General features: G+C 60.0%; 15 protein-coding genes. 11 read left to right on the forward strand and 4 right to left on the reverse strand.

Annotated elements, in window-relative coordinates; translation table 11 throughout:
* The first annotated feature begins 2 nt into the window (after nt 1-2).
* Nucleotides 3-3,404 carry an efflux RND transporter permease subunit gene (locus AADJ11_RS07460; RefSeq protein WP_341233901.1) on the forward strand — a complete coding sequence of 1,134 codons (3,402 nt, stop codon included), beginning with the start codon at nt 3-5 and terminating at the stop codon, nt 3,402-3,404.
* Here AADJ11_RS07460 and AADJ11_RS07465 read toward each other — a convergent pair whose 3' ends face one another.
* Complete coding sequence (locus tag AADJ11_RS07465; protein ID WP_341233902.1) at nt 3,405-4,202, reverse strand: protein-disulfide reductase DsbD domain-containing protein; 798 nt, start codon at nt 4,200-4,202, stop codon at nt 3,405-3,407. It abuts the gene before it with no gap.
* 141 nt (nt 4,203-4,343) lie between these two features.
* On the opposite strand from AADJ11_RS07465, the gene AADJ11_RS07470 reads away from it, so the two are divergent.
* Nucleotides 4,344-4,898, forward strand: coding sequence for a YqgE/AlgH family protein (locus AADJ11_RS07470; protein ID WP_341234471.1), 555 nt, complete (start codon nt 4,344-4,346; stop codon nt 4,896-4,898).
* Here AADJ11_RS07470 and AADJ11_RS07475 read toward each other — a convergent pair whose 3' ends face one another.
* Nucleotides 4,899-5,831 (reverse strand): L-threonylcarbamoyladenylate synthase, encoded by a 933-nt coding sequence (locus tag AADJ11_RS07475; RefSeq protein WP_341233903.1) that lies wholly within the window; start codon nt 5,829-5,831, stop codon nt 4,899-4,901.
* Nucleotides 5,832-5,987: 156 nt separating this feature from the next.
* On the opposite strand from AADJ11_RS07475, the gene AADJ11_RS07480 reads away from it, so the two are divergent.
* From AADJ11_RS07480 to AADJ11_RS07500, 5 genes are all read left to right on the forward strand, one after another.
* Nucleotides 5,988-7,703, forward strand: coding sequence for an acyl-CoA dehydrogenase (locus AADJ11_RS07480; protein WP_341233904.1), 1,716 nt, complete (start codon nt 5,988-5,990; stop codon nt 7,701-7,703).
* Complete coding sequence (locus tag AADJ11_RS07485; protein ID WP_341233905.1) at nt 7,703-8,764, forward strand: MBL fold metallo-hydrolase; 1,062 nt, start codon at nt 7,703-7,705, stop codon at nt 8,762-8,764. The genes AADJ11_RS07480 and AADJ11_RS07485 overlap by 1 nt, the downstream gene beginning before the upstream one ends.
* Nucleotides 8,757-9,242 carry a DUF6173 family protein gene (locus tag AADJ11_RS07490; protein WP_341233906.1) on the forward strand — a complete coding sequence of 162 codons (486 nt, stop codon included), beginning with the start codon at nt 8,757-8,759 and terminating at the stop codon, nt 9,240-9,242. The genes AADJ11_RS07485 and AADJ11_RS07490 overlap by 8 nt, the downstream gene beginning before the upstream one ends.
* 90 nt (nt 9,243-9,332) lie before the next feature.
* Nucleotides 9,333-9,467, forward strand: coding sequence for an aa3-type cytochrome c oxidase subunit IV (locus tag AADJ11_RS07495; RefSeq protein WP_341233907.1), 135 nt, complete (start codon nt 9,333-9,335; stop codon nt 9,465-9,467).
* Between the two features lie 33 nt (nt 9,468-9,500).
* On the forward strand, nt 9,501-10,103 hold the full coding sequence (locus AADJ11_RS07500) for a hypothetical protein (protein WP_341233908.1): 603 nt from the start codon (nt 9,501-9,503) through the stop codon (nt 10,101-10,103).
* Here AADJ11_RS07500 and AADJ11_RS07505 read toward each other — a convergent pair.
* Complete coding sequence (locus tag AADJ11_RS07505; RefSeq protein WP_341234472.1) at nt 10,092-10,418, reverse strand: AzlD domain-containing protein; 327 nt, start codon at nt 10,416-10,418, stop codon at nt 10,092-10,094. The genes AADJ11_RS07500 and AADJ11_RS07505 overlap by 12 nt on opposite strands.
* Nucleotides 10,418-11,137 carry an AzlC family ABC transporter permease gene (locus AADJ11_RS07510; RefSeq protein WP_341233909.1) on the reverse strand — a complete coding sequence of 240 codons (720 nt, stop codon included), beginning with the start codon at nt 11,135-11,137 and terminating at the stop codon, nt 10,418-10,420. The genes AADJ11_RS07505 and AADJ11_RS07510 overlap by 1 nt, the downstream gene beginning before the upstream one ends.
* Before the next feature lie 48 nt (nt 11,138-11,185).
* On the opposite strand from AADJ11_RS07510, the gene AADJ11_RS07515 reads away from it, so the two are divergent.
* Genes AADJ11_RS07515 through glp form a run of 4 tightly spaced genes read left to right on the forward strand, consistent with a single transcriptional unit; the run spans nt 11,186 to nt 15,229 of the window.
* Nucleotides 11,186-12,073, forward strand: a complete 888-nt coding sequence (locus AADJ11_RS07515) for a formate dehydrogenase accessory sulfurtransferase FdhD (protein WP_341233910.1) — start codon at nt 11,186-11,188, stop codon at nt 12,071-12,073.
* A complete protein-coding gene (gene mobA, locus AADJ11_RS07520; RefSeq protein ID WP_341233911.1) occupies nt 12,070-12,672 on the forward strand; it encodes a molybdenum cofactor guanylyltransferase MobA in 603 nt (200 codons plus the stop codon). The genes AADJ11_RS07515 and mobA overlap by 4 nt, the downstream gene beginning before the upstream one ends.
* Nucleotides 12,669-13,160, forward strand: a complete 492-nt coding sequence (gene mobB, locus AADJ11_RS07525) for a molybdopterin-guanine dinucleotide biosynthesis protein B (protein ID WP_341233912.1) — start codon at nt 12,669-12,671, stop codon at nt 13,158-13,160. The genes mobA and mobB overlap by 4 nt, the downstream gene beginning before the upstream one ends.
* A complete protein-coding gene (gene glp, locus AADJ11_RS07530; RefSeq protein WP_341233913.1) occupies nt 13,157-15,229 on the forward strand; it encodes a gephyrin-like molybdotransferase Glp in 2,073 nt (690 codons plus the stop codon). The genes mobB and glp overlap by 4 nt, the downstream gene beginning before the upstream one ends.

Below are 15,229 nucleotides of genomic sequence, written 5' to 3' on the forward strand. Positions count from 1 at the left end.
CGATGGCCCGCAGCATGTCGCGTAGCACCGGGGGCATCCTGTCCTATTTTGTTCGTCACAAGACGGCGGCGAACCTGTTGCTCGTCATGCTGCTGGTGTGTGGTGCCGCTGCCGCGCCAAACATGCGGGCGCAGTTTTTTCCTGATGTGGTTATCGATAATGTCAGCGTGACCACGGTCTGGAGCGGGGCTGGGGCCGAAGACGTGGATGGGGCCATCATTCAGGTGCTAGAGCCCGCGCTTTTGACAATCGAAGGGATCGAAAGCTCTGCGGCGGCGTCGCGCGAGGGGAGCGGGACGATCACGCTGGATTTCGAACCGGATTGGGATATGGCGCGCGCTGCTGCTGATGTGCAAACGGCCATCGACGCGATCACGACCTTGCCAGAAGACGCCGAAGACCCCGTTGTGCGGCGCGGTGTGTGGCGGGACCGGGTGACCGACGTGGTTATTACCGGCCCGATCAGCCCCGAACAGCTCGGCCGTTTTGCAGATGAATTTGTCACGCGGCTGTTTGCCGAAGGGGTGACGCGCAGCACGATCCAAGGGGTGGCATCGCCGCAAACATTGATCGAAGTGCCGTCCACCAAGCTGATCAGCTATGACATCACGATGTCGGAAATCGCCTCCGTCATCGCAGCCGAGGTTGATGCCGACCCTGCGGGCGATGTGACCGGCGCGAATGCGCGGGTCCGAACGGGCACAGCCAAACGCAGCGCCGAGGCGCTTTCCGGTGTGGTGTTGCGGACGAATGCAGATGGGTCGGCCTTGACCGTTGGCGATGTGGCGCGTGTGATCGAAAAAGGCTCCGACCGCGATGTCGGTTATTTCGTGGGGCAGGACCCTGCGATTTCGGTGCGTATTGACCGGTCTGATCGGGGCGATGCCATTGGCATTCAGCGGAGCGTCGAAGACGTCGCTGCCGAGATGGCCGTGATGCTGCCCCAAGGTGTCACGATCGAGCTGATACGCACCCGTGCCGAGGCCATTACCGGCCGTCTTGATCTGTTGATCGACAATGGGCTGGTGGGCTTGGCGCTTGTGGTGGGGCTGCTGTTTTTGTTCCTGAACGCCCGCACGGCGTTTTGGGTCGCGGCGGGTATTCCCGCGTCAATGGCGGCAGCGATTGCATTGATGTATGCGGGCGGGATCACCATCAACATGATCTCGCTTTTTGGGTTGATCATTACCTTGGGGATCGTCGTTGATGATGCCATCGTGGTTGGTGAACATGCCGATTACCGGCACAAGGAACTGGGCGAAAGCCCGTTGGTCGCGGCGGAGAATGCCGCGCGCCGCATGGCGCTGCCGGTGTTTGCGGCGACCATGACGACGATCATCGCGTTCTTTGGCCTGTTGGCCGTGGGGGGACGTTTTGGCAGTTTGATCGGCGATATCCCCTTAACGGTGATTGCGGTTTTGGCGGCGTCCTTGGTCGAATGCTTTTTGATCCTGCCCAACCACATGGCCCATGCCATGGCCGCCGGAGCCAAGGAACATTGGTACGATCTGCCCAGCCGCGTGGTGAACAAAGGCTTCCTCTGGGCGCGCGAAACCTTGTTCCGGCCGTTTATGGCGGGGGTGATTGCGGGCCGCTATGTGGTGTTGGCTGGGGTGGTGGCCGTGCTGGCATCGCAGGTTGCATTGTTTGTCCAAGGCGACGTCCAGTGGCGGTTCTTTAATGCGCCGGAGCGCGGGTCGGTTACCGGTAACTTTGCCATGGTCGAAGGGGCCACCCGAGAAGACACCTTGGACATGATGCGCGAGATGCAGCGCGCGACAGAAAGCTTGGGCCAAGAATACGCCGAGCGCTATGGCACGAACCCGATTGATTATGTGATTGCCCAAGTTGGCGGGAATGCGGGCCGGGGTTTGGACGGGGCCGATAGCAAAGACGCCGATCTGCTGGGCGGTATTTCGATTGAACTGATTGACGCCGATCTGCGCCCCTATTCCAGCTTTGCTTTTGTGGCCGAACTGCAAGACGCGGTTGTAAGCCACCCCTTGGCCGAAACGGTCAGCTTTCGCGGGTGGCGGTCTGGTCCCGGCGGTGATGCCTTGGATGTGCAGTTTTACGGGGCCGAGACGGATGTTTTGAAAGCCGCGTCAGAAGACCTGCAAAACGCCCTGCGCCGCTATCCCGAGGTCAGCGCGGTGCAAGACAATCTGGCCTATGATAAGGAAGAGCTGATCCTTGATTTGACGGCGCAGGGGCAATCGCTTGGCTTTACCATCGACACGCTTGGCCGCGCGCTGCGCAACCGCTTGGGCGGGATCGAGGCGGCAACATATCCCGACGGGCCGCGGTCTGCGACGATCCGGGTGGAACTGCCCGAGGGCGAATTGACGGCTGATTTCCTCGACCGTACCCAGATGCGCACGCCGAACGGGCAATACGTGCCGCTTGCCGATATTGTGAGCGTTGAGCGGCGCACAGGGTTCAGCACGGTGCGGCGTGAAAACGGGATCAGATTGATTTCGGTAACGGGCGATATTTCCGAAGACGATCCCGCCCGCGCAACCGAGATTACGACGGCCTTGCAAGAAGAAATCCTGCCCACCATCGCGTCGGAGCGGCAGGTTGAATTCCGCATCAGCGGGCTAAGCGAGCAGGAAAATACGTTTCTATCCGACGCCTTGACCGGGCTGATATTGGTTCTGACGGGCATCTATCTGGTGTTGTGCTGGGTGTTTGGCAGCTGGACCCGCCCCTTGGTGGTGATGTCGATCATTCCCTTCGGGCTGGTAGGCACCATCTATGGCCATGCCGTCTGGGATGTACCGCTGAGCATGTTCACCGTTGTGGGGTTGTTGGGGATGACCGGTATTATCATCAACGATTCCATCGTTTTGATTGGTACGATTGACGAATACGGCGAAACGCGCGGGGTGATCCCTTCGATCATCGATGGCGCGTCTGACCGGTTGCGGCCAGTCATGCTGACGACGCTGACCACCGTCTTGGGGATGGCCCCGCTGCTGTATGAGCAAAGCCAACAGGCGCAGTTCCTGAAACCAACGGTGATCACATTGGTTTACGGCCTTGGATTCGGGATGTTCCTCGTGCTGCTTGTGGTGCCTGCGTTGATCGCGGCGCAGCATGACATTTCGCGGCAGGTGCGGGCGATGCGGCGCGGTCTGGCTGCGCGGGCACCGGGTTTGCGCCTTGGTCTGATGGCGCTTTGGGCGGTGATGATCGGTTGGGCGGCGCTGACGCTGGGCTGGGCCGGTTGGCAAGGCAGCTTGCATCCGGTGCTGCTGTCGCTGGCACCGGGAATGGCTGCCATGTCACCACTTACGGCCGCATTGATCCTGTTTATCGGGGGCGCAGCGGTGTTGTCGTTGGGCGGGTATGTCGTGGGTGCTATCGTCTTCGCAGCGTCACAGCGGAAACGCCCCGCCTGATCAGCCGGGCGTACAGCCCTGAATATCGACCGCGTGTTTGCTGCCCAAAACCGTCATGCGAATATGCGCGCGGTTCAGGGCAATTGGCCCACCGGTCGAATGGGCCACATCAACCTTGGACGTAAGGGTGTTGCCGTGCCGCGTTGTGTCTGCTTCGCTGACCCATAAATCAGGGTGGCCAGTCTCAATCACGACCAGCTCCGGCCCGCCTGTATTTGGCAAGGTAATGGTTGTTTCCAGCTCAAGATCGCCATCGTTAAAGCGGATTGCGCAGGTGGCTTTGGCCACGCGGCCCTCTTTCGCGGTATAGGGACGCTGGGCAAGGGACGCGGCAATCGCAGGTTCTGCACGGGTTGCGTCAGTGTCGATCACGCCGTCCAGATGCAATTGCGCTGGCACGCAGACATCCAGACACACGCCCATATCGATTGTTGTCTTCAGGTGAACGGGGGCACCTTTCGTTGGAAGGGTGATAACCAAAGGCAAAACCACCTGATCCTTATAGCCAATCGTTGTCAGGTTTTCCACGCGAAACACGGTCGGGGTTGGCCATTCCACGGCGACGGCCGACAAGTTCTGTGATCCGGCCCAGTCGAAATGCGGCGGAATGCCCATATCACCGGGCGCGCGCCAATAGGTTTTCCACCCCGGGGCCATCGTCATTCGGATTGCTGCGACGCGGTTGCCGTCGGGCCGCACCCAGCCTTGCAGGATCTCGCCCTTGATAACATCCATGGCGGATGCCGGAAGCGGCGCAAGCAAAGCGGAGAGGATCAGCGGGATCAGTGTTCTTTTCATCCGCCTTTCATGGGCCAAAGGCGGATGCCTGCCAAGTCACTATTGTATTATGAAACGTTACAACGTGGCGGGGTTGAAAGGAACGGGACCACAGGCCATGCTGATCGGGCAGGATATTATCGGGGGTGAAAGAGGATGGAAATGGATCTTACGGGGCAATTGCTGGTGGCGATGCCTGGTATGGGCGACCCACGGTTTGATCATTCTGTCATCTTTATTTGCTCACATTCTGCCGAGGGGGCGATGGGGCTGATCGTCAACAAGCCCGCCCCTGATCTGAAACTTACAGATGTTTTGGACAAGCTCAGCGATGTTGAATTTAACGATACATCAGGCCTGGGCGTGCATTTTGGCGGCCCGGTCGAGACGTCGCGCGGTTTTGTTTTGCACAGCTCTGAATATCAATCGGTGTTGCACACCCTGAACGTCGCAGACGGGTTCGGGATGACTGCCACCCTTGATGTGCTAGAGGATATCGCCCGCGGCAAGGGGCCTGCAAAGGCCTTGCTGATGTTGGGCTATGCCGGTTGGGGCGAAAGCCAGCTTGAGAACGAGATCGCCCAAAATGGCTGGCTGACCTGCGATGCCAAGCGCGAGATCGTGTTCGATCTGCCGGACGCAGATAAATGGGCGGCGGCGTTGTCTTCGCTGGGGATTGATCCGCTGGGCCTGAGTTCGGCTGCGGGCCGTGCATAGCTAGCGCGGCGCGGCGGCGCGGCGCAGGCGGTCATTGATGGCCCTGCCAAGCCCGTGATCGGGAATGGGGGCCACGGCGATGGGTTTGCCCATCGCATCAAGCGCATGCAGATAATCGAACAGATTGGCCGCCGCTTGGGTCAGGTCACCGCTGGGCGACAGGTTCAGGTCGCCGGAAACTTCGCCGAAACCCAGCAAAACTTCACCCTCCAAGGCCGTTTGCGCGTTCAGGCGGACGTGGGCGGCAGGGGCGTAATGCGACGTCATTTGCCCCGGTGCGATAATCTCTGCGCCATCGGCGACGTCGATCCGCATGCCAAGGGCGGCTTCGATCGCCTCAATCGGCAGGCCCCCTGCACGCAGCAGAATGGGGGTATCTTGGGTCAGCCCGATGATGGTGCTTTCAAGCCCGACGGCACAGGGACCTTCATCGACAACAGCGTCAATGCGCCCGTCCAGGCCAGCCATCACATGGGCGGCGGTCGTTGCACTGATGCGTCCCGACGGGTTCGCGGACGGTGCAGCGATAGGGCCGTCAAACGCTTGCAAGATCGCGTGGGATGTCGGGTGGGCGGGCACACGCAGGGCAACGCTGTCGAGCCCTGCGGTGACGAGCGAGGACAGAGCGTGATCATCAGCCAATGGCAAAACCAGCGTCAGCGGGCCGGGCCAAAACGCGGATGCAAGGATTTGGGCGTTGTCAGACCAGATGCCATAACGCTGCGCGTCTTCAGCCTGTGCCAGATGCACAATCAGCGGGTTAAAGCTGGGCCGGCCTTTTGCTTCATAAATGCGGGCCACAGCCGCGCCATTGCGGGCGTCGGCGGCCAGCCCGTAAACCGTTTCGGTCGGCAACGCGACCAATCCGCCAGCGGCCAGAATCGTGGCGGCGCGGGCGATCCCTTGGGGGTCAGGCTGCAGTATATCGGTCATCTGTTCGCTCGAAGCCTTTGTGACGCTGTGTTTCGGGTTGCGGTGGCGGGCCAGTCACAGCATCCTTGCGAAACTGCCCCCGGTTTTATGTTTGAGGGCTTATCAGGTCGATGCTCTATTTGCCAAGCAGACGCGCACGCCCAAGGAGGAAATACGATGCCATACCGCGCCCCCGTCGAGGATTACAATTTTCTATTCAACCATATTGTCGGGCTTGAGGACGTGCGTGCGACCGACAAGTTTGCAGAGGCCACAGATGATGTGACCCGTGCGATTTTGGAAGAGGCGGGCAAGTTGTGCAACGATGTGATGGCACCCTTGCAAACCCCTGGTGATTTGCACGCGGCCAAGCTGGAAAACGGTGTCGTGCGCACATCGCCCGGTTATGGGGACGGTTTCAAGGCTATCGCGGAAGGCGGCTGGATCGGTATCAGTGCGGACCCTGAATATGGTGGCATGGGCCTGCCGTTGACCATGGCCAGCGCGGTAAACGAGATGATGAGCGGTGCCTGTCTGTCGCTGCAATTGGCCCCGTTGATGAGCCAAGGCCAGATCGAAGCGCTAGAGCACCACGCGAGCGACGCCATCAAAGAGCTGTATTTACCGAAGCTGATCAGCGGTGAATGGACCGGCACGATGAACCTGACCGAACCGCAGGCCGGATCGGACGTGGGCGCGCTGTCCTCCAAGGCTGAAGACAACGGCGACGGGACATTCAGCATCTCGGGCCAAAAGATTTACATCAGCTGGGGCGACAATGATTTCGCCGAAAATATCTGCCATCTTGTGCTGGCGCGTCTGCCCGGTGCCCCAGCGGGCACCAAGGGGATCAGCCTGTTTTTGGTGCCTAAGTTCCTGCCGAACGAAGATGGCAGTCTGGGCGCGCGAAACAGCCTCCAAGTCGTCAGTCTAGAGCACAAGATGGGCCTGCACGGATCGCCCACATGTGTGATGCAGTATGACAAGGCCGTCGGTTGGTTGGTTGGCCCTGAACAGGGCGGCATGGCGGCGATGTTTACCATGATGAACAACGCGCGGCTTGGTGTTGGTGAGCAAGGGATCGGCGTTGCCGAAGCGGCCTATCAACATGCGCTGTCCTATGCGCTGGACCGCAAGCAGGGCAAAAACATCCGGCCCGACGGGTCTGGCACCATCGTTGATCATGCGGACGTGCGCCGCATGCTGATGACAATGAAGGCCGAAACCTTTGCCGCGCGGGCCATTGCGGCCAGCTGTGCGGTGGCCATCGACATGACCAACGCCACCGGCGAGGCCGAGTGGAAGTCGCGCGCGGCCTTCCTGACCCCGATCACCAAAGCGTTCGGAACGGACGTCGGGATCGACGTGGCGCAGATGGGTGTGCAGGTGCATGGCGGCATGGGCGTGATCGAAGAAACCGGTGCGGCGCAGTTCTGCCGTGATGTCCGCGTGACGGCCATCTACGAGGGGACCAACGGCATCCAAGCGATGGATCTGGTTGCGCGCAAGATGATGGATGGCGGCGAGGCGGCGAACCGCTTGATGGACGAGATCGAAACCCACGCCGAAGCGGCACGCGATGCGTTCCCGAACATGGCGGATGCGGTTTGGCAGGCGACTGAAACGCTGCGCGAGGCCACAGAATGGTTGGTCGCCCAAGACAATATGGATACGCGTTTCGCAGGTGCCGTGCCATATCTTCGCGCTTTTGCGCGCGTGTTGGGGGGGCATTTGCACCTCAAGGCGGCCTTGGCTGACAAGGGCGGCCCGCGCGAAAAACTGGCGCGGTTCTATATCCTGCGTCTGCTGCCGGAACACGCGGGTCTGCTGGTGCATGCGCAGTCGGGCGCGGATGACCTGTTTGCCTTGACCACTGATGAGTTGGCCGCCTGATGACTGATATGAAACCTGTGGGCTTGCGCTATCCTTGGGATACACCGCCCGCTCATGATGAGGCGATCGAGGTCGCGCCGGGTGTTCTTTGGCTGCGCTTGCCCCTGCCGATGAAGCTGGACCACGTGAATGTCTATGCCTTTGACGAAGGCGATAGTTGGACAATCATCGACACCGGGTTTTCATCCAAGAAAGCCAAGGCCATCTGGGCTGACCTGATGGCAGGCCCTCTTGGGGGCAAGCCGGTTTCGCGTGTGATTGTTACCCACCACCACCCCGATCACATCGGGTTGGCAGGGTGGTTTCAGACTGAACACGGGGCAGAGCTGGTCACCACACGCACCGCTTGGCTGACGGCGCGCATGCTGACCTTGGACGCCCAAGAAACCCCGGCGGCCGAGACCTTGGCATTCTACAAGATGTCAGGGATGGACCGTGATCTGTACGACAAACGCGCGTCCGAGCGGCCCTTCAACTTTGCTGATATTGTTGATCCACTGCCCTTGGGCTTTACCCGGATCAAGCAGGACGACCAAATCACCATCGGCGGGCGCGTTTTTGACGTGCATATGGGCAATGGCCATGCGCCCGAACACGCGACGTTCTGGAGCAGGGATGACAATCTGGTTATTGCGGGCGATCAGATTTTGTCGTCGATCAGCCCCAATGTGGGTGTCTATGCCACAGAACCCATGGCCGATCCGATTGGTGAATGGCTGGAGGCCTGCGAACGGCTTGCCCCGATGAGCCGTGAAGATCATCTGGTGCTTGGCGGGCACAAGCTGCCGTTCACCGGATTGCCGACGCGTATGCGCCAGCTGATCGATAACCATCACGGTGCGCTGAAACGGTTGGTTAAATATATCGACACGCCGAAATCTGCCTCGGAATGCTTTCCGACCTTGTTCAAACGCAAGATCGGCGAAGGTGAATATGGTCTGGCCTTGGTCGAGGCCGTCGCACATCTAAGTCATCTGTATCAAACCGGTCTTGCCACGCGCGAATTGCGGGCAGAAGATGGGGCCTGGGTGTATCAGGCAACGGAACAAGCCAATGGATGATCTGATCAGAACCGCAGCCGAGGCCGCCGAAGCGGATGCCTTGCCACGCGTGCACGAGGTGCATTGCGATGAAACGCAACGCAATGCCGCCCAGCAAACGGTGCCAAAGGGCATGACAGACACGCCTGCGTCCAAGAAATCCCCTGCGCAATGGGCCTATGAGCGGGTCGTGCTGTACCTCAAGAATTTTGAAGAGCAGCTGGACGGGGACCAAGAGGTTGCAATGGGGTTCACGGGCGGCGACGCCGGCGTCTTGCGGATCGAAGGGATGGGGTATTTCGACCCTGATATCGTCACCTTTTACGGTCAGGACGGCGGGGGTGGACGGATGCAATTGGTGCAACACGTCAGCCAGTTGAACGTCGCCTTGCGTGCCTTGCCCAAGGCCAAGCCCGAAAAGCCCGCGAATCGGATCGGCTTTCGCCTGGTCGAGGATATCGAAGCGGATGCAGCCCTGACGCAGAGAAAAAACACGTAAGATCGTGTTCTTTGATATCGTGACATGCCCGCGCGAATGCAGTAACCACGTTTTCAAATTGGAACGAACACCAGTCAAAGGATTACGCAAATGGCCAAACACGAACACGGCTCCATGGATACAACGTCACAGGAAAAGACCTTTGACAACTTCATGAACTGGGTAAAATGGTCGTCGATTGTGATCATTGCTATCCTCGTCTTTTTGGCACTTTTCGCCCGCTAAGACCTTAGGCTCTTACCCGACAGGACGATAACTATGCGTATTTGGATGGCACTGGCCTGTGTCGCAATCGTTGCGGCATGTGCGAACGATACCGGCATTGATAACTCACCGGCCGAAGTTGCCGCTGCAGCCTATTCTGCGCCGGGCCCTAAATCACTGACATTGCTGACCATGGTGAACAACCGCTCGGGCGGCGGCGCGCATACGGCGCTGCTGGTGAACGGGTCGCAGCAGGTGATCTTTGACCCGGCAGGGTCGTTTCGCGACCCACGGGTGATTGAACGGGGTGATGTGCTCTATGGTATGTCGCCGAACTGGGTCGAGGCCTATAAATCCTCGCACGCCCGTAAAACCCACCACGTGCGCAGTCAGACCATTCAGGTGACCGAACAGCAGGCCGAACAGGTTCTAAAAGCGGTGATGACAAACGGGCAGGTCCCCGCGGCCTATTGCGCCAGCGCGACATCAAGCTTGCTGTCGGACGTGCCGGGTTTCGAAGAAATCGGCAAAACCTACTATCCCGCTAAGTTGTCCGAGAGATTTGCAGCGCTGCCAAATGTCACCACGACGCAGTACTATGAAAATGACGCAGGTCACGTGCTTGATGGTGTGCAGGCGGCCCTGTTAGCCGAGTAACCAAAGCAATCCATATAGCGTGGCACCGCCACTTATAATCGCCAGCAAAACGTTCTTGGTGATGATCCCCACAGTCAGCGCAACAGCAGCCGCCGCAAAGCGCGCGGGGTCGAACTGCCCGCCGGTTGCGGCGGGGGCGAACACTTGCGGGACCACCAAGGCAGGCAGAATGGCAACGGCTGTATAACGCAGATGGCGCAGCAGCCATGCCGGCATCTCGCGGTCGCCCACCAATCCGGTAAAGACAAAGCGCAAGCCAAAGCTGCCGATGCCAAGGGCGATGATCACAAACCACAATGTCCCCTTGTCGATCATCATGCTGCGCCCTCCGACCGGCGATCAAGCCAAAGTTCGGTTTGCGCACCGGCCATCATGCCGACCATCCCCGCCACGATCAAACCCAGCGAATAGGGCATGCCTGCCGTTGCTAACGATGCAACTGACGCGACCAGCGCCGCCATCACATGTGCAGGTGTGCGGAACATCGGCGCGATCATCGCCAGAAAGGTGATGGGCAGGGCGAAATCCAACGCCCAGCTGTCGGGGATTTGCGCCCCCACCAAGGCACCGATCAGCGTAAACAAATACCAAAGCGGTACAATCGGTGTCACGCAGCCAAAGAAATACGACATCCGCTGCGGCACGGTCATGTCCGGTTGTTTTTCGTATTGAGCCATCGAACAGACATAGGATTGATCGACCGTCAGATAGGCCGCAAAGGCACGTTGCCACAGCGGCGCTGCACCGATGTAGGGCGTCAGAGACGCGGAATACATCGCCATGCGCAGGTTCACCGCCAGCGCCGAGGCCAGAACAATCGCTGTTGGCGCATGTTCCTGCATTAGTTGCAGCGCGGTAAACTGCGCGGCACCCGCGATCACGACGACAGAAAACGCCAACGTTTCAAACACGCTCAACCCTGCCTCGGTCGCGAGAATGCCGAACAGGGATGAAAACGGAATGATCACCAAAACAAACGGGGCCGCATCGGCCAGGCCCTTGCGAAAGGCCGATTTCGTGGTGGTGATGGACATGCTTTACCCCTAGGCTATCCTCATATCCTTAGCCGTGGTCCGAAGGGGATGCAATTGCCTGTAAACAGTGACACCGACACCTATCTGATCGCCCCGCAGCCGGGGGCACCGCGCCTGACCCGTGCCGTCAAAGGGCGCGATCACACCGGGGCGGAATTGACCATCAATGTCGTCGAAGAACGCCCGCTCACGATCTTTCTGAATGCGCAGGAAATCGTGACGGCCATGACCATCGGCGACTACCCCGAATATCTGGCGCTTGGGTTCCTGCGCAACCAAGGCATGTTGCGCGACGGCGAGGAAATTACCCGCGTTGATTACGACGAAGATCTTGAGGTCGTCGTGGTTCGCACCGCCCGAAAAACCGATTACGAAGACAAGATGCGCAAGAAAACCCGCACAAGCGGTTGCGCCGTCGGCACGGTTTTCGGCGATATGATGGAGGGGCTGGAGGGCGTTAGCCTGCCCGCCACGCCGGTGCATACCTCGTGGCTTTACCGTCTAAGCGCGCAGATCAACCGCACACCCAGCCTGTATCTTGAGGCCGGTGCCATTCATGGAACGATTCTGTGTCAGGGTGATAAGCCCTTGGTTTATATGGAAGACGTGGGCCGTCATAACGCGGTCGATAAGATCGCTGGTTGGATGTTGTCTGAGAACGTGCGTGCCGATGACAAGATCCTGTACACTACCGGGCGTCTGACCTCAGAGATGGTGATCAAGACCGCGATGATGGGTATTCCGGTGCTGGCGTCGCGGTCCGGATTTACCGCATGGGGCGTTGAAATCGCGAACCAGGTTGGCCTGACATTGATCGGCCGGATGAAGGGAAAACGTTTCATCTGCCTCGCCGGAGAAGACCGCCTTGTGCGCGACGCTGACCCTGATTTGGTGGTGGATGAACCCAAACGGGCAGGGCGGAAGGGATCGGAATGAAACAACCACTTGGGGTTATTCTTGCTGGTGGGCAGGCCACGCGCATGGGCGGCGGCGACAAGGGGTTGCTGACGCTGGACGGGCGCACATTGCTGTCTCATGTGGTGGAACGCTTGTCGCCGCAGGTCGCGGAACTGGCGTTGAATGCCAATGGTGATGCGGCGCGATTTGACGGTCTTAAACTGACGGTTCTGCCTGACAGTATCGACGGTTTTGTGGGCCCCTTGGCGGGTGTCCTTGCGGGGATGGATTGGGCCGCTGAACGCGGTGCCGATACCATCGTCACCGCCGCTGCGGATACGCCTTTTTTCCCGGGCGATTTGGTGCCACGGTTGCTGCTGGCCAGCGAGGGGATGACCCATCCGCTGGTGTTGGCAGCAACACCGGACGACACGCGCGGAACTGCGCGGCATCCGACGTTTGGCCTGTGGCCCGTTGCGTTACGCGATGATCTGCGCGCGGCACTGAACGGCGGGCTGCGCAAGGTGGTGATGTGGACCCAACAACACGAGGGGCGCGAGGCATTGTTCCCCCACGAGGCCGCGTTTTTCAACGTCAACACGCCGGATGACCTGAAAACCGCCGAGGGCATGCTATGAGGGTTTACGGCGTCACGGGCTGGAAAAACGCAGGTAAAACGGGGCTGATGGAACGGCTGGTCGCCGAGATCACCGCGCGGGGTTTCAGCGTGTCGACGGTTAAACATGCGCACCACACGTTCGAGGTGGATCATCCGGGCAAGGACAGCCACCGCCACCGCGTCGCCGGTGCCCGCGAGGTTCTGCTGGCCTCGCGCAACCGCGTCGCGCTGATGCACGAACTGCGCGACGAGGAAGAACCGACGCTAGAGGCGCTGCTGGCGCGGTTAAGTCCCGTCGATCTGGTGTTGATCGAAGGCTACAAACGCGACGCTCACCCCAAGATCGAGGCGCACCGGACTGAGCCGGGCAACCCTTTGATCGCGCCGGGTGATGACACCATTAAGGCGGTTGCCAGCGACACCCCGCTTGACTTGGACCGCCCGGTTTTTGATTTGAATGATACCGTCGCGATTGCTGATTTCATTTTGGCCGAGGTCGGGCTGTGAGCGGTTTCGATACATTTGTGGTGATCGATTGGTCGGGTGGCAATGATACCGGTGCCAGCCCGCGCAAGGATGCGATCTGGGCCGGAGTGACCCGCAACGGGCAAGCGCAAGATCCGGTATATTTGCGCAACAGAACTGTGGCCGAGGCGTGGATCGTCGATTTGATCCGGGCCGAGCTTGAGGCAGAGCGCCGTGTGATGATCGGCTTTGATTTCCCCTTCGGCTATCCTGCCGGTTTTGCCGAGGCTTTGACCGGTTATGCGGACCCCCTTGTGCTGTGGGATTGGTTCGAGGCGCGGATCGAAGACAGCCCCGAGACCAACAACCGCTTTGATCTGGCGGCTGAGATGAACCTTGGGCTTGGCGATGGGGAAGGCCCCTTTTGGTTCAATGGTTTGTCCAACCGCGATATTCCCGGTTTGCCGCGCACAAAGGATGGATATGCGAACCAGTTTCCTGAGAAGCGGCAGGCGGAAAGCCGGGCCAAAGGCTCGTTTTCCTGCTGGCAGATGGGCGGGGTCGGGGCCGTCGGATCGCAGGTGCTCATGGGCCTGCCGGTGCTGTCGCGTCTGCGCAAACGGTTTCATGGAATGATCAACGTATGGCCCTTTGAACAACTTAAGCGCCCTGTAGCCTTTGTTGAGGTCTGGCCATCGTTGACGGTTGGTGACGCGCCGGATGGAGTGATCAAGGACGCGTGGCAGGTGCAAGAGCTTGCACGTCAGATGAGTGCATTATCAGATGCGGCATTGGCCGAAATGCTGGACGTGTACGCCCCCGAAGAAGGCTGGATTTTCGGGTTAGGTTTCGAGGACCGTATGAAATCCGCCCCTCCGCTGCGTAATGACTGCTTTGCGCTGCCGCCGGGTGTGCATTGGACGCCTGTGGACGAGGCGCTGTCGTTGCTGAGGTCCCGATTGTCGCCCGTGGTGTCGGTTGAAACCGTGCCGCTTGGTGCCGCGTTGGGGCGCGTTGTGGCGCAGGACGTGAGCGCCAAGCGCGCGAACCCGCCGCTGCCAAATACTGCGGTTGATGGCTATGGTTTTGCAGGTGGGCGGGGCGTTGGACCGCATGAATTGCCCTTGGTGGATGGCCGCGCTGCAGCTGGGGATGCGCCGGGAACCGTGCCAGGAGGGCAGGCCATCCGTATCCTGACAGGTGCCGCGCTGCCCACAGGCGTTGATACCGTGGTGCTACAAGAGGACGTCCGGATCGAGGGTGGTGCCGTGTTGTTCAACGGCCCGATCAAGCAGGGCGCAAACACCCGCAAGGCGGGCGAGGATGTTCTCCAAGGCCACGTTGTTACGCGCGCGGGACGTCGCGTTACCGCAGCCGACTTGGCGCTTATGGCGGCGACGGGAAATGATGCGCTGGAGGTCTACCAGCCGCTGCGGATTGGTGTCATTTCAACGGGCGACGAGATCGTGGAACCGGGCGCTGCCGCCTCTGAAGGGCAGATTTATGACGCCAACCGGCCGATGCTTTTGGCGCTGGCCCAGCAGTTCGGACATAGGGCCGTTGATCTGGGCCATGTCGGTGACGACCGCGCGGCGCTGCGCGCCCGCCTGAACGGTGCCAAAGGCCAAGTGGATGCGATCCTGACCAGCGGTGGTGCCTCTGCTGGGGACGAGGATCACGTATCAGCCCTGCTGGAAGAGGCGGGTGCGCTGTCGCTTTGGCGGGTGGCGGTGAAACCGGGGCGGCCCTTGGCACTGGGGATGTGGCAGGGCATGCCGGTCTTTGGCCTACCCGGAAATCCGGTCGCCGCAATGGTGTGCACGCTGATTTTCGCGCGGCCGGCGTTGTCCGTGATGGCAAGGCAAGAATGGACCACACCGCAAGGATTTGACGTGCCTGCAGCGTTTGAAAAACGCAAAAAACCGGGGCGCCGGGAGTTTCTGCGCGCGCGGATGCGCGATGGCCGGGTCGAGGTTTTCGCCTCGGAAGGGTCGGGCCGGATCAGCGGGCTAAGCTGGGCGGAAGGTCTGGTGGAATTGCCGGACGCGGCTGTGCATGTGCGCCCGGGCGATATGGTGCGGTATATCCCCTACGGATCATTCGGGATTTAG

The sequence above is a fragment of the uncultured Sulfitobacter sp. genome, from assembly GCF_964021855.1.
Lineage (GTDB): Bacteria > Pseudomonadota > Alphaproteobacteria > Rhodobacterales > Rhodobacteraceae > Sulfitobacter.

What these genes read in the sequence shown, in the direction of transcription:
- AADJ11_RS07460 (WP_341233901.1), top strand. Translation starts at nt 3, where the DNA reads ATGGCCCGCAGCATGTCGCGTAGCACCGGGGGCATCCTGTCCTATTTT.
- AADJ11_RS07465 (WP_341233902.1), bottom strand. Translation starts at nt 4,202, where the DNA reads ATGAAAAGAACACTGATCCCGCTGATCCTCTCCGCTTTGCTTGCGCCG.
- AADJ11_RS07470 (WP_341234471.1), top strand. Translation starts at nt 4,344, where the DNA reads ATGGATCTTACGGGGCAATTGCTGGTGGCGATGCCTGGTATGGGCGAC.
- AADJ11_RS07475 (WP_341233903.1), bottom strand. Translation starts at nt 5,831, where the DNA reads ATGACCGATATACTGCAGCCTGACCCCCAAGGGATCGCCCGCGCCGCC.
- AADJ11_RS07480 (WP_341233904.1), top strand. Translation starts at nt 5,988, where the DNA reads ATGCCATACCGCGCCCCCGTCGAGGATTACAATTTTCTATTCAACCAT.
- AADJ11_RS07485 (WP_341233905.1), top strand. Translation starts at nt 7,703, where the DNA reads ATGACTGATATGAAACCTGTGGGCTTGCGCTATCCTTGGGATACACCG.
- AADJ11_RS07490 (WP_341233906.1), top strand. Translation starts at nt 8,757, where the DNA reads ATGGATGATCTGATCAGAACCGCAGCCGAGGCCGCCGAAGCGGATGCC.
- AADJ11_RS07495 (WP_341233907.1), top strand. Translation starts at nt 9,333, where the DNA reads ATGGCCAAACACGAACACGGCTCCATGGATACAACGTCACAGGAAAAG.
- AADJ11_RS07500 (WP_341233908.1), top strand. Translation starts at nt 9,501, where the DNA reads ATGCGTATTTGGATGGCACTGGCCTGTGTCGCAATCGTTGCGGCATGT.
- AADJ11_RS07505 (WP_341234472.1), bottom strand. Translation starts at nt 10,418, where the DNA reads ATGATCGACAAGGGGACATTGTGGTTTGTGATCATCGCCCTTGGCATC.
- AADJ11_RS07510 (WP_341233909.1), bottom strand. Translation starts at nt 11,137, where the DNA reads ATGTCCATCACCACCACGAAATCGGCCTTTCGCAAGGGCCTGGCCGAT.
- AADJ11_RS07515 (WP_341233910.1), top strand. Translation starts at nt 11,186, where the DNA reads ATGCAATTGCCTGTAAACAGTGACACCGACACCTATCTGATCGCCCCG.
- mobA (WP_341233911.1), top strand. Translation starts at nt 12,070, where the DNA reads ATGAAACAACCACTTGGGGTTATTCTTGCTGGTGGGCAGGCCACGCGC.
- mobB (WP_341233912.1), top strand. Translation starts at nt 12,669, where the DNA reads ATGAGGGTTTACGGCGTCACGGGCTGGAAAAACGCAGGTAAAACGGGG.